The sequence below is a fragment of the Sphingopyxis sp. BE259 genome (assembly GCF_031457495.1).
Classification (GTDB): Bacteria; Pseudomonadota; Alphaproteobacteria; order Sphingomonadales; family Sphingomonadaceae; genus Sphingopyxis.
Map to the genome: position 1 here is coordinate 1,511,153 of NZ_JAVDWM010000001.1, position 12,017 is coordinate 1,523,169.

Sequence of the window (12,017 nt, forward strand, 5' to 3'; positions counted from 1 at the left end):
TTTGTCTGGCCGTGGCAGGCGCGGACCGGCCGGCAATGGACCAGTACATCCGCGTTTTGGGCCCGATCGTGCCGCGAAAAAAGGGTCGATACCACTTCGCCGGGATGGGTGCACGACGGCACTATGACCCCCATCACTCTGCGGACAAGGTTCCCAGCGTAAGGATGATGCACGTCCCGACCGGAGGCTTCTTTATGCGTTTTCCTATCCTGACCGCCGCGCTGGCCCTTGCCGCGCCATGCGGACCCGCCATGGCGGCGCCGTCCGAGGCTGCCAGTGGCTGCGTCGCGGGCGAAAGACCGATCAAGCACCATCCGAACTGGTCGAGCCAAAGCGATGCGATCTGCGATTACGGCTTTATCGATGTCAATCGCCGGCTGGCGGGATTGATCGAGGCGCCGGGCGGCGAGGTGAGCGTCGAATGGCTGAAGCGCGTGCTTGGTATACCGGAATTTGTCGCGCGCGAAGGGTTTGAGCCAAACGGCGTCTACGTCATCAAGGCGGCGCATCAGGTCGCGCTGGCCGGTCAGGATGATTGGGAGATGATCATCGCAACCTATCATCACCGGCGCGAGGGTGTGTGGGGTCGCAAGGATGATTTCAGGGTCGATTTTCTCGGCTCCGGCTTAAACCCGGCGACCGAGGCGGCTTATAAAGGTCGCTGCATCAGCGAGGCCGAAGTGCTGGACCGTGCTCTTACCGCAGGATGGTGGTATGTGCCCGGCACGATCGAAAGCGGCACAGCCGGCCCGCTTTTCATGCCGGGCGCGCTGGTGAAGGACGACGGGCGCCGACTGGTGCTGGTCCATCTGTCGAGCACCACCGAATTGCCGCCGCGCGCGACGCTGGAGGCGACCTGCGCGTGGATCGTAGAGTTCCACGACCTGCACGAAACGCGGGCAGGCATTACGTCCTGACGTCGCGCGCCGACGTGAACCAGTACATGATTGCGGGTGCCGCCCCCTGCCACGCTCCCTAGAATATTCAGTTGCCGTTGAAGAGGTTATGCCATGTATCGCCCCATTTACTTCGCCGCCATGTTGTCCGCCGTCGCGCTGCCCCAGGCCGCGTCTGCGGCGCCGGGGCAGAAGATTTGCACCCGTCACTCGACGATCGTGCTGGAACCGGGCGAAAAGGCCGAGGTCAACGGCGCCGGGTCGAGCGGGGTCGAGTTGCTGATCTCGGGTCCGGCCGGGCAGTGGATATTTGCCGATTTCAACGGGCTGTCGGCGCCCGGTGCGGATGATGTCCAGGTTGCGTCGACGAAAACGCAGACGGTCGTCCGCCGCGGACAATTGCCGCAAATCTATGCGATCTATTCAAAGGCATCGCGCCTGATCGAGGGCAAGCAGATGACCGCCTTCATCAGCGGGCTATATCTCGACCGGCGCCCGCTCGCCAATCCCCGCATCAAGGGCTCTGACGCCGACAAGGCTGTATGGAGCCGCGTGCTGCTGGGTCAGACGGCCGGCTGCGATCTGCGCTGGGTGCCGGGGCAGGGACTGGTGAAATAGGAATGCGTCAGAACGCTCGCTGCCTTCCGTCAGCCGACATTGCCCCGGCTCCGCGCATCATTTGCGGATCGAGCTGACGCGGATCGCCTGATTGCGCGCCGCGTCGGCGATCGCCACGTCGGCCTGCGCCGATGCGGCCAGCCGCGTGTCGGTGCGGCATTGCCGGACGTCGTTCTTGCCTTTCAGATCGAAGTCCGACGCGGTGCCGCACACTTCGATAACCGCGCGCCAGATGCGGCGATCGAGGCTCTTGGCACCGGCCTCGGTCCGCAGGTCGAGGTCGCGGTGCTGGACCACGATGCTCCGGTTCGCGGGCGCCGACTGGGCGAGGGCGGGCTGGCTCACCGAGGCGGCGGCCAACGCGGCGAGGATCAGAAGCTTTTTCATCTCATGTCTCCATCGACCGGCCAAAGAGGAGGGGAGGAAGCCGGTAATCAGCAGATAAGCGATCGATCGCCGCCGCAGGAGCAACGATGTTGCGCGACCATTCTGCAAAATTGCAGAATGCCGCGAAGCCGCTTATGACGCACAAGACGCCATGTATGATTGGAACGACCTCAAAGCCTTTCTGGCGGTGGCCGAAACCGGCAGCACCCTGTCGGCCGCACAGTCGCTGCGCGTCAGCCAGACGACCGTTGCGCGCCGGATCGCGGCGCTGGAGGCGGCGACCGGGCTCAATCTGTTCGAACGGCGGCAGGCGGGCTACGCGCTGACCCCGGTGGGACAGGCGATGTTGGCGAGCGCCGCGGCGGTGCGCGAAGCCGCCGATCGTTTTGGCGCCGCGGCGGGCGCGTCGTCGCGCGATGTTGGCGGCACCGTCAGCCTGACGGTGATGGAAATCTTTGCGGTCACCGTTCTGCCGCCAATCCTGCGCGACTTGCGCGCCGCGCATCCCGGCATCCACATTCACCTGGATACCGCCGACGAACACCGGGATCTCGCTGCGGGCGCCGCCGACATCGCCATTCGCAGCAGCAAGCAGCCGACCGGCGCCGGGCTGGTCGGACGGCGGATCGCCGACAATCCATGGACGGTGTATTGCAGCCGCGACTATGCCGACCGTCACGGCATTCCGCACAGCCGCGAACAGCTGGCGGCGCATCCGTTCATCGGCGGCGGCGGCGGGGTGTGGAAACCCTATCTGGCCTGGCTCCAGCAATATGGGCTCGAGGAGTCGGTGGTCATGCAATATGACAGCGCCTCCGGCCTGCTCGCCGGGGTGCGTTCGGGTATGGGGCTGACCATATTGCCCGGCTTCATCGCCAACCGCGAACCCGATCTGATCCGCTGTATTCCGCCCAAGAAGGAGGACACGACCGGCCTGTGGCTGTTGACCCACGAGCGGCTGCGCCACGTGCCGCGAGTGCGGCTGGTGCTCGATTTTCTAGCGCAGGAATTGGCGAAGCTAGCGCGGGAAGGCTGACCTTTAGCTCAGCTTCGCGCATCCCAGCGCCGCCGCGTCGATCGCCGTGGCGGCCCCGCGCAACCGGTATGTGTCGGCGATCGCTCCGCCCGACGCGGTGCTGCTAGCGACGCTCATGCTTGGCGCCGATCGCATCGCACCGATGATCGCGGCGTCCATCCGCGGGTCGCTCGCCCAGCCGTGCGCGCCATTGCCGGTCAGGATGAAACGGCGGCTGCCGATGGTCAGGCGCAGGTCGCGCCCCGGCGCGCGCGCTTTCGACAGGCGGACATAGAATTGCCCGCGGATGCGCGCTTTGGGCCAATATCCGACGCTGGCATAGGCCTTGATCTGGGGGGTGCCGATGGTCGCCGACGGGGCGGCGAGGGCGTAGCAGCGCGGCGTCGCGGGATTGCGGAACGCGCCCCAGCCATCGAAAATGCCCAAGGCTGTCGGGCCCGCCGCCAGCGCCGCGGCGGGCATCGCCGCCAACATCAGGAAAAGGGAGGCCCGGCGCTGCATCGGCCCTCGTTCGCGCGATTGGGAATGGTTTGCAAGCATGGCTTGCACGTGCCGATGCGTGCGTTAAGGAAGGTGGGCATTTTCAGGGGCCGGGAATCGGGGTGACGAATCGCCTCCGGTGGCGGCTCTGTCGGGGACTTCTCCCGCGGAACACAGGGATGGCGGATTTAGAATGAAAGCGACGATCGAACGCGCGGTGTTGTTGAAGAGCCTGGGTCACGTCCAGTCGGTGGTCGAGCGGCGCAACACCATCCCCATCCTGTCGAACGTCCTGATCGAAGCCGATGCGTCGGGCCAGCTCAAGCTGATGGCGACCGATCTTGACTTGCAGGTCGTCGAAACGATCGCGGCCAAGGTCGAAACGGCGGGCACGACCACCGTGTCGGCGCACACATTGTTTGAAATCGCGCGCAAGCTGCCCGAGGGCGCCGAGGTCAGCCTGGCCGCCGCCGAGGGCAAGATGCAGGTCAAGGCCGGGCGGTCGAACTTCAACCTGCCGACGCTGCCGCGCGACGATTTTCCGGTGATCGCCGAAGGTGACCTGCCGACCAATTTCGAACTGCCGGTCGCCGAACTGATCCAGATCATCGACAAGACGCGCTTTGCGATCTCGACCGAGGAAACGCGCTATTATCTGAATGGTATCTTCCTGCACGTCGCCGAAGACGCGTCGGGTCCGGTGCTAAAGGCCGCGGCGACCGACGGTCACCGACTGGCGCGCTATACGGTGACCCGGCCCGAAGGCGCTTCGTCGATGCCCGACGTCATTGTGCCGCGCAAATGTGTCACCGAAATCCGCAAACTGCTCGACGAGGCCGAGGGCAATGTCGAAATCAGCCTGTCGGCCAGCAAGATCCGTTTTCAGCTGGGCAATGCGATCCTGACCTCGAAGCTGATCGATGGTACTTTCCCCGATTACAGCCGCGTCATCCCGACCGCAAACGACAAGCTGCTCAAGGTCGATCCGAAAAGCCTGTATCAGGGCGTTGACCGCGTCTCGACGATCGCCAGCGAAAAGACCCGCGCAGTGAAAGTCAGCCTCGACAAGGACCGCATCACGCTGTCGGTGACCAGCCCCGAGAACGGCACCGCGGCCGAAGAAATCGCGGCGGGCTATGACAGCGACGCGATCGAAATCGGCTTCAACGCCCGCTATCTCAGCGACATCCTAGGCCAGGTCGACGGCGACAGCGTCGAGCTGCATCTCGCCGACGCCAACGCCCCGACGCTGATCCGCGAAAGCGAAAAAAGTCCGGCCCTGTATGTGCTGATGCCAATGCGGGTCTGATTGGCCGACACCTCCACGCAACATTTTTCGCGGAGGCTGTCGAAATCGCCGCGGCGCCGTCGTCACGGAGGTGAGGGACGGCATGGTGCGGTTCTTCGTCTTGATGGAGGACTGCCATGACCAACGTGTCAATTGCGCCGCCAGCCGTTTCGCTTCGCGCGGTGGCGGCGGGCGGCGCGACGTGGAACGCCTTTGGTATCGTTCAATTCGCGCTGCAATATGCCGCGACCCCCGCGTCGATGATGGCGCAGGGAATGACCGCGGTCCAGATCGAAGTCTATGCCGCACTGCCTGGCTGGATGACAGCCGCGTTCGCGGTCGCGGTGTTTGTCGGCACGGCCGGCTGTGTAATGCTGGCGCTTGGCCGGTCGGCGTCACTGCCACTGCTCGCGCTGTCGCTCGCCGCCTTCGTGCTCCTGTGCATCGGCGACATCGCTTTCGGCGTCTTTGCTGCCTTTGGCGCGCCGACGATTGCCGTGGTCGGCTTTTCGACCGCGCTGATGTTCATTGTCACCCTGTGGGCGTGCCGCGCGCGCGCAATGGGCCGTCTGGCGTGATCGCACCCCAAACTTAAGGACAATTCCATGCAATATATGCTCATTCTCAACGAAACCCCCGCCGATTTCGCCGACCGCAATGATCCGCAGCGGGCCGAAGCCTATTGGGCCGGCTGGAATGCCTTCATCGGTGCGTTGTCGGCTGCTGGTATCGTGGTCAACGGCGACGGGCTGATGCCGCCTGAGACGGCGACTACTGTACGCATCCGCGACGGCGAGCGCATCGTCGAAGATGGCCCCTTCGCGGACAGCAAGGAACAGCTCGCGGGCTATTTCATCATCGAGGTGGACGGACTTGACACCGCGCTCGCCTGGGCTGCCCGTGCGCCCTCGGCGGTAACCGCCTCGGTCGAGGTCCGCCCGGTAATGCCGCCGCCGGCTGCACAGTGACCATTGCCGCCGCCGCGGTCGAGCGCACCGCGCGCGATGCCTATGGCCGCCTTGTGGCCTTGCTGGCATCGCGCTCGGGCGACCTCGCCGCGGCGGAGGCCGCGCTCTCAGATGCTCTGCTCGCGGCGCTGGAAAGCTGGCCGAACCAAGGCGTCCCCGCCAATCCTGCCGGTTGGTTGCTGACGACGGCGCGCAATCGCGCGATCGACCGTCACCGTGCAGCCGGCCGCGCCGACGCGCGCGCCGACGACATCCGAATGCTGGAGGAAGAATTGACGGCTCTCTCCCCCGATTTTCCCGACGAACGGCTAAAGCTGCTTTTCGTCTGCGCCCATCCGGCGATCGACGCGAGGGTGCGCACACCGCTGATGCTTCAGGCCGTGCTCGGCCTCGATGCGGCGAGGATCGCTCGCGCCTTTCTCGTCGCCCCCGCTGCGATGGGGCAGCGGCTGGTCCGTGCCAAAACCAAGATTCGCGCTGCTGGTATCGGTTTCGCGGTTCCCGATCCACAGCAGTTGGGTGACCGTCTGCTGCCGGTACTCGATGCCATCTATGGCGCCTTTGGCCTTGCTTGGGACGATGTCCCCGGCGGCGACGCCACAGCGAGCGAGCTTTCGGCGGAAGCGATGTTTCTCGCGCGGCTGCTCGTTGACCTGATGCCCTTCGAACCCGAACCCAAGGGGCTGCTGGCGCTGATGCTGTTTTGCGAGGCGCGGCGCGGCGCGCGGCGCGACGCCGTCGGCTGCTTCGTCCCACTCTCGAAACAGGATGTGTCGCAATGGTCGCGCCCGCTCATCTCCGAAGGCGACGCGCTGTTGATCGCCGCGTCGCGGCATGCCCGCTTTGGCCGCTACCAGTGCGAGGCAGCCATCCAGTCGGCGCACAGCCAGCGCGCCTTCGGTCGGTCTGTCCCAGCCACCGCGATCGTCGGGCTCTATAATCTGCTCGTCGACCGCGCGCCCAGCATTGGCGCGGTCATTGGCCGTGCCTCGGCGCTGCTTGACGATGGCGCAACCGATACGGCGGCCGCGGCGCTCGCAGAACTGCCAGCCGATCGCGTGCGCGACCATCAGCCCTATTGGGCGGCGCACGCTGCGGTAATGTGGGCGCTGGGGCAGGAAGCGGCGGCGCAGGCGAGCGCGCAGCGAGCCATCGGCCTTTCGCACGATCCCGCCGTGCGCGCCTACCTTGCGTCGCGCTTCGGCGGTCCACTGTCGTGACGGCCGCCTATACCGGCTTCGCCACCCGCCAGATCACCCCGCCGGTATCGTCGGCGACCAGCGCGCTACCATCTTTCGCAACCTTCACATCGGCCGGACGACCGCGGGTGGTTTTGCCGTCCTTGCCCAGGAACTGGTCGAGCAGGGTGACGGGCAGCGCGTCGGCGGGCTTGCCGTTGGCGCCGAACTTGACGAACACGACGCTGTAACCCGCCACCGGCTCGCGGTTCCACGATCCGTGCAGCGCGACCAGCGCGCCGTTCGCCCAGCGTTCACCGAGATCGAGGCCTTGGGTAAAGGTCATGCCCAGCGGCGCGGTGTGGGCGCCCAGGCCATATTCGGGTCGCTTCACATATTGACGGCGGTCCTCGGCTTCGGGTTCGACGCGCGGGTCGACGAAGCCGCCCCAATAATACCAGGGCCAGCCATAAAAATCGCCTTCGGTGACGTCGGTCAGATAGTCGGGGACGAGGTCGCTGCCCAGCATGTCGCGCTCGTTGACCACGGTCCACAGCCGCGCGCTGCCGGGGTAGAAGCCCAGCCCGACGGGGTTGCGGATGCCCGCGGCAAAGGTGCGGATATATTTCTGCGCGGGGCGCACTTCGAGTACGCTGGCGCGGCGGAACTCGCGGTTCATGCCCTTTTCGCCGATATTGCTGTCGGCGCCGACCCCGATGTAAAGCCAGCCATTGGGCGCCGCGACCAGGCTTTTTGTCCAGTGGCGGTTGGTCCCCTTGGCAGGCAGATCGACGATCTTTGCTGCCTTGCCGCTCATCTTCGTTTCGCCCGCGACATAGGGAAAGGCGAGCAGCGCGTCGGTGTTGGCGACGTAAAGTGTGTCACCGACCAGCGCCATGCCATAGGGTGAGTTGAGCCCGGTGAGATAGGCAGTCTTGACCTCGGCCCTGCCGTCGCCGTCGGCGTCGCGGAGCAGGGTGATCCGGTTTGCCGACGGGCGGCGGCCGGTGCCGCCCTTGGTCATCAGATTGCTCATGATCTTGCCCTCGACCCCCGATGTGTCGCGCGGCGGGCTCTGCGATTCGGCGACCAGCACGTCGCCATTGGGCAACACGAGCATGGTGCGCGGATGGTCGAGCCCTTCGGCAAAGCGCGCCACTGCCAGCCCCTGCGCCGCGCGCGGCGCCTGTCCGGCGGGCCAACTCGTCGCCTCGGGCACATTGACGGTGGGGAAGGTCTCGGTCTTTTGCGACGCCATCACCGGCACCCGGCCGCTGAGTTCGGCGGTCGAGAAGCGGGCGACGTCGGGCCGCGACATGATGTACAGCGTCACGCCGCCGACGATGATCAGCAGCAACAGGGCCAGGGCGACATATTTCAGGATCTTGCGCATCGTGCGTGTCTACACCGCTGATGCGCGGCGGCAAAGAGGTGAAACATCGCCAGCGGGGCGGCAAAGACGGTTAATGCGGAGCGGGTGCCGATTAACCTTACCCGGATCTTCATCACGGTTGGGAACGGCACGGTCAGGGCCGGAGTTTAGGAGGATCGCTCCAAGGCAACGGACGGGGACTCCATGCATCTGCCTGCACCATTTCTATCCGATCGCGCCGCGGTCGAGGATGCGCATGCGCTGATCCGCGTGCACGGCGAAGAAGCGGGCTTCGCGGCCGCGGCGCGCGCCGAGCAATATCGCGTGCTGGGCAATCACGTCCATTTTGCGCGCTGGCGCCAGATCGAACGGCTGATCACCTATCTGGCGGTCGAGGATGTGCTCGACACGGTGCATTAGGTTTTACAGAAGCAAACCCGCGGTTTCGGGCAATCCCGCCATGATGTTGAGATTCTGGACGCACGCGCCGCTGGCGCCTTTGCCCAGATTGTCGAGCCGCGCGATCAGGCGGGCCTGGCTGGCGTCGTCATTGGCGAAGACGAACAGCTCGATCCGGTCGTCGCCCGCGTTCGATGCGCGGAGCAGCATTTCGCCGTCGATCGGCGCTTCGCCCATAACGACGATCGGGCTGGCGGCGTAAAAATCCGCGAGCGCGGCGCGCAGCGCATCGGGCGAACCCGCGTCCGTCATGACCGATAGCGGCAGTTGCACATCGACCACCATGCCGCGATGCGCGGGGATGACCGACGGCGAAAACAGCGGCGCGATCGACAGGCCGCAGCGCGCCTGCATCTCGGGCACATGTTTGTGGCCAAGGTCCAGAGCATAGCCGCGCCAGGCGAGATCGCGGTCCTGCTCAAACCGCTCGATCAGCGCCTTGCCGCCGCCCGAATAGCCGCTCACCGCATTGCAGGCATAGGGCCAGTCGGCGGGGAGCAGCCCGGCGCGAACGAGCGGTGCGATCAGGGCGATAAAGCCGGTTGAGTAGCAGCCGGGGTTGCTGACCCGCGCTGCGTCGGCGACCGCATCATGCCCGCTGACCTCGGGAAAACCATAGACCCAGCCGGGCGCGATGCGGTGCGCGGTCGATGCGTCGATGACGCGGGTGCGGGAATTATCGATCATCGCCACCGCATCACGCGCCGCGTCGTCGGGCAGGCAGAGGATAACGAAATCAGCATCGTTCAGCGCCTCGCGGCGCGCACCCGCATCCTTGCGGCGGGCGTCGTCGATCGTCAGCAGCGAAAATTCGCCCCGCCCGGCCATCCGCTCGGCAATTTCCAGACCCGTCGTTCCCGCCGCGCCGTCGATAAACACCGTCTTTGTCATGAGTTATCGCAGTCGTTTATATCCGCTCACCGGCGGATTGTGATCCTTGGCGGCCGAACGCGATATGACGTCGGCCAGTGGTTCCGCCTTTACCGCCATCCATCGTCGGCTGGCGTGGATGATGGTCCGGTCGTCGGCCATGATTCCGACATGGCCGGGAAAAAACACCAGATCGCCGCGCGCCAGCGCCGCCGGATCGACGTCCTTGTCGGCGCCGAGCGACGCCAGTTGCAAATCGCTGTCGCGCGGCAACTGGATTCCGGCGGCCGCCCAGCTCAGCTGGACCAGTCCCGAGCAGTCGATGCCCTTCGACGTCCGGCCGCCCCACAGATAGGGGGTGCCGATCAGTTCCTCGGCGCGTCCGGCGGGGTCGGCGTCTTCGGCGCCGACCTCGACCAGCGCCGCGAGCGGCAGATAGCCGTGCGCCGTGACCAGCCATTCGCCCTCGACCTCGCCCATCACCAGCGCGCCGCGCGGCAGGACCGCGGGACCACCGCTTGCGGCGTCGGGCGCGTTGTGCAGGATCGCCTCGATCATCTCGACACGGTGCGTCGGCGCGATCGGCGCGGCCAGCGCATCGGCGGACAGATAGCCGACATAATGGTCGGCAAGGCAGTAACCCCACGCCCAGCCGCCCGTCAGGTCGAGCAGGGCAAAGCCTTCACCGAACAGCAACTCGCTTGTCTGGTCGGCATCGACCGACGGCGATCCGCGCAGCACTGCGGCGGGCAGCACGCCGCTGCGCATCATCGGCGCGGCATAATGCGGGGCGAAATGCTGACCGGCGACGGCGATGTCGGCAAGGTCGGGGCGGATCGCGACGATGCGCGGATCATAGGCCTGCGACGTGCCGGTCAGGCCAAAGCGATCGCGGCCCGCGCCGACGGCGCCGGGGCGCCCCATGCGCACGCGATTGGCCGCTGAATTGTCGCTGCTTTGACCTGTCACGTGCCGTCCCGTTGCCGTCTGACGTCCGCAAAGCGCGGACAATCGCGCGCCATTAGACCAGCAGGGGGCGCTTTATCAAGAATGTTCAGGCTTTCGCTCGCCGGTCGTACCGCGCTTGCAGCATCGCCCACGCGGCGCGCAATCCCAGCGCCGCGCCGCCCTTTGGACGCCCGGGCTTCGCCGACGGGCGCCAGGCAAAGGTATCGACGTGCGCCCACTGCGCGCCGTCGGGCACAAAGCGTTTGAGGAACAGCGCCGCGGTGATCGTCCCGGCAAAGGCCGAACTGCCCGCATTGCCCAGATCGGCGACGTCGGTTTCGAGCAGATCGGCGTAACCGTCCCACAGCGGCATCCGCCACAATGGGTCGTCGCGTTCGATCCCGGCGCTCAGCATCGCATCGGCCAGCGCATCGTCATTGGTGAACAGCGGCGGCAGATCGGGGCCGAGCGCGACGCGCGCCGCCCCGGTCAGCGTCGCGAAATCGACGATCAGTTCGGGCTTGTCCTCGCCCGCTTTGGCTAGCGCATCGCCCAGCACCAGCCGCCCCTCGGCGTCGGTGTTGCCGATCTCTACCGTCAACCCCAGCCGACTTTTCAGCACATCGCCGGGGCGAAAGGCATCGGCCGAGATCGCGTTTTCGGCCGCCGCGACCAGACAGTGCAGCCGCACCGGCAGTCCGCTCGCCATCACCAGTTCGGCGAGCGCCAGGACATGCGCTGCGCCGCCCATGTCTTTCTTCATGAGCCGCATCCCAGACGCGGGTTTGATGTCGAGCCCGCCGCTGTCGAAGCTGATCCCCTTGCCAACCAGCGCGACGCGCGGGTCGCCGTCCTTGCCCCATATGATTTCGATCAGGCGCGGGGCGTGATGCTTCGCCGCGGCGCGGCCGACCGCGTGGATCATCGGATAGCCCTGTTCCAGCGCCTCACCCTTGGTCACCGTCAGCTGACCGCCATGCGCCTTGGCGATGCGTTCGGCCGCTTTTTCGATCGCCGCCGGACCCATATCGGCAGCGGGGGTATTGACCATGTTGCGGACCAGCGCGGTCGCGCGCATTTCGGCGACCACCGGCGCGATCGCACCGACGTCGCTGGTCAGCAGCACGCGGGCGCCTTTCGTCTCGACCTTCGACCGATAGGCATCGAAGCGATATTGCGCGCTCATCCAGCCGAACAGTGCCTTGCCTGGTTGCTGGCCCTCGACCCGATAGCGGCCTTCGGGCAGGATCTGCCCCAGTTTGGCGAGGCACCAGGCTGAGAGGTTATCGGTCCGGGCGACGGTCGTGACAACCGCCCATTTTTCGGGATCGTCGCCGGGCAGGATCGCGTGGACATAGGCATCGGGCTTGAACCCCACCGCGGCAAGGTGCGCGCGCTCGCGCGGGCTGCGGCCCTTCAGCCAATCGGCATAACCTTTTTTGTCGACCAGGTGGATGGGGCGGGCGTCCTGCCCCTTGTCGGGCTGGATCAGGTTCGAATAGTCGGTCATGCGAGTG

General features: G+C 65.9%; 14 protein-coding genes. 8 read left to right on the plus strand and 6 right to left on the minus strand.

Annotated elements, in window-relative coordinates:
* Window positions 1–35 precede the first annotated feature (35 nt).
* A complete protein-coding gene (locus J2X44_RS07345) occupies window positions 36–917 on the plus strand; it encodes a hypothetical protein (protein ID WP_310088869.1) in 882 nt (293 codons plus the stop codon).
* Window positions 918–1,037: 120 nt separating this feature from the next.
* Window positions 1,038–1,514 (plus strand): hypothetical protein, encoded by a 477-nt coding sequence (locus tag J2X44_RS07350; protein WP_310249230.1) that lies wholly within the window; start codon window positions 1,038–1,040, stop codon window positions 1,512–1,514.
* 57 nt (window positions 1,515–1,571) lie between these two features.
* Here J2X44_RS07350 and J2X44_RS07355 read toward each other — a convergent pair whose 3' ends face one another.
* Window positions 1,572–1,901, minus strand: a complete 330-nt coding sequence (locus J2X44_RS07355; RefSeq protein ID WP_310088871.1) for a UrcA family protein — start codon at window positions 1,899–1,901, stop codon at window positions 1,572–1,574.
* Window positions 1,902–2,052: 151 nt separating this feature from the next.
* On the opposite strand from J2X44_RS07355, the gene J2X44_RS07360 reads away from it, so the two are divergent.
* Window positions 2,053–2,937, plus strand: a complete 885-nt coding sequence (locus J2X44_RS07360) for a LysR family transcriptional regulator (RefSeq protein ID WP_310088872.1) — start codon at window positions 2,053–2,055, stop codon at window positions 2,935–2,937.
* A gap of 3 nt (window positions 2,938–2,940) precedes the next feature.
* On the opposite strand, the gene J2X44_RS07365 is transcribed toward J2X44_RS07360, so the two are convergent.
* On the minus strand, window positions 2,941–3,438 hold the full coding sequence (locus tag J2X44_RS07365; RefSeq protein WP_310088873.1) for a hypothetical protein: 498 nt from the start codon (window positions 3,436–3,438) through the stop codon (window positions 2,941–2,943).
* A gap of 172 nt (window positions 3,439–3,610) precedes the next feature.
* Between J2X44_RS07365 and dnaN the strand changes: the two genes are divergently transcribed.
* The 4 genes from dnaN to J2X44_RS07385 all read left to right on the plus strand — a co-directional run bounded on the left by dnaN (window position 3,611) and on the right by J2X44_RS07385 (window position 6,893).
* The gene (dnaN, locus tag J2X44_RS07370; RefSeq protein ID WP_310088874.1) at window positions 3,611–4,726 is read left to right on the plus strand and encodes a DNA polymerase III subunit beta; all 1,116 of its coding nucleotides are present in this window, start codon (window positions 3,611–3,613) and stop codon (window positions 4,724–4,726) included.
* A gap of 116 nt (window positions 4,727–4,842) precedes the next feature.
* Window positions 4,843–5,283 carry a hypothetical protein gene (locus J2X44_RS07375; protein ID WP_310088875.1) on the plus strand — a complete coding sequence of 147 codons (441 nt, stop codon included), beginning with the start codon at window positions 4,843–4,845 and terminating at the stop codon, window positions 5,281–5,283.
* A 27-nt stretch (window positions 5,284–5,310) separates the two neighbouring features.
* Entirely contained in the window at window positions 5,311–5,673 is a 363-nt protein-coding gene (locus tag J2X44_RS07380; protein ID WP_310088876.1) for a YciI family protein, read from the plus strand.
* On the plus strand, window positions 5,670–6,893 hold the full coding sequence (locus tag J2X44_RS07385) for a DUF6596 domain-containing protein (RefSeq protein ID WP_310088877.1): 1,224 nt from the start codon (window positions 5,670–5,672) through the stop codon (window positions 6,891–6,893). The genes J2X44_RS07380 and J2X44_RS07385 overlap by 4 nt, the downstream gene beginning before the upstream one ends.
* Window positions 6,894–6,900: 7 nt before the next feature.
* Here the strand turns inward: J2X44_RS07385 and J2X44_RS07390 are convergent, their stop codons facing one another.
* Window positions 6,901–8,244 carry a sorbosone dehydrogenase family protein gene (locus J2X44_RS07390; protein ID WP_310088878.1) on the minus strand — a complete coding sequence of 448 codons (1,344 nt, stop codon included), beginning with the start codon at window positions 8,242–8,244 and terminating at the stop codon, window positions 6,901–6,903.
* 183 nt (window positions 8,245–8,427) lie between these two features.
* Here J2X44_RS07390 and J2X44_RS07395 point away from each other — a divergent pair, with 183 nt between their 5' ends.
* Window positions 8,428–8,643 carry a hypothetical protein gene (locus J2X44_RS07395; RefSeq protein ID WP_310088879.1) on the plus strand — a complete coding sequence of 72 codons (216 nt, stop codon included), beginning with the start codon at window positions 8,428–8,430 and terminating at the stop codon, window positions 8,641–8,643.
* Between the two features lie 3 nt (window positions 8,644–8,646).
* On the opposite strand, the gene argC is transcribed toward J2X44_RS07395, so the two are convergent.
* The 3 genes from argC to J2X44_RS07410 all read right to left on the minus strand — a co-directional run bounded on the left by argC (window position 8,647) and on the right by J2X44_RS07410 (window position 12,010).
* Complete coding sequence (gene argC, locus J2X44_RS07400) at window positions 8,647–9,573, minus strand: N-acetyl-gamma-glutamyl-phosphate reductase (RefSeq protein ID WP_310088880.1); 927 nt, start codon at window positions 9,571–9,573, stop codon at window positions 8,647–8,649.
* A 3-nt stretch (window positions 9,574–9,576) separates the two neighbouring features.
* On the minus strand, window positions 9,577–10,521 hold the full coding sequence (locus J2X44_RS07405; protein ID WP_310088881.1) for a C40 family peptidase: 945 nt from the start codon (window positions 10,519–10,521) through the stop codon (window positions 9,577–9,579).
* Between the two features lie 85 nt (window positions 10,522–10,606).
* Window positions 10,607–12,010 (minus strand): leucyl aminopeptidase family protein, encoded by a 1,404-nt coding sequence (locus J2X44_RS07410; protein WP_310088882.1) that lies wholly within the window; start codon window positions 12,008–12,010, stop codon window positions 10,607–10,609.
* Window positions 12,011–12,017 lie beyond the last annotated feature (7 nt).

What these genes read in the sequence shown, in the direction of transcription:
- J2X44_RS07350 (WP_310249230.1), top strand. Translation starts at nt 1,038, where the DNA reads ATGTTGTCCGCCGTCGCGCTGCCCCAGGCCGCGTCTGCGGCGCCGGGG.
- J2X44_RS07355 (WP_310088871.1), bottom strand. Translation starts at nt 1,901, where the DNA reads ATGAAAAAGCTTCTGATCCTCGCCGCGTTGGCCGCCGCCTCGGTGAGC.
- J2X44_RS07365 (WP_310088873.1), bottom strand. Translation starts at nt 3,438, where the DNA reads ATGCAGCGCCGGGCCTCCCTTTTCCTGATGTTGGCGGCGATGCCCGCC.
- J2X44_RS07380 (WP_310088876.1), top strand. Translation starts at nt 5,311, where the DNA reads ATGCAATATATGCTCATTCTCAACGAAACCCCCGCCGATTTCGCCGAC.
- J2X44_RS07390 (WP_310088878.1), bottom strand. Translation starts at nt 8,244, where the DNA reads ATGCGCAAGATCCTGAAATATGTCGCCCTGGCCCTGTTGCTGCTGATC.
- J2X44_RS07375 (WP_310088875.1), top strand. Translation starts at nt 4,843, where the DNA reads ATGACCAACGTGTCAATTGCGCCGCCAGCCGTTTCGCTTCGCGCGGTG.
- J2X44_RS07410 (WP_310088882.1), bottom strand. Translation starts at nt 12,010, where the DNA reads ATGACCGACTATTCGAACCTGATCCAGCCCGACAAGGGGCAGGACGCC.
- J2X44_RS07395 (WP_310088879.1), top strand. Translation starts at nt 8,428, where the DNA reads ATGCATCTGCCTGCACCATTTCTATCCGATCGCGCCGCGGTCGAGGAT.
- J2X44_RS07345 (WP_310088869.1), top strand. Translation starts at nt 36, where the DNA reads ATGGACCAGTACATCCGCGTTTTGGGCCCGATCGTGCCGCGAAAAAAG.
- J2X44_RS07360 (WP_310088872.1), top strand. Translation starts at nt 2,053, where the DNA reads ATGTATGATTGGAACGACCTCAAAGCCTTTCTGGCGGTGGCCGAAACC.
- dnaN (WP_310088874.1), top strand. Translation starts at nt 3,611, where the DNA reads ATGAAAGCGACGATCGAACGCGCGGTGTTGTTGAAGAGCCTGGGTCAC.
- argC (WP_310088880.1), bottom strand. Translation starts at nt 9,573, where the DNA reads ATGACAAAGACGGTGTTTATCGACGGCGCGGCGGGAACGACGGGTCTG.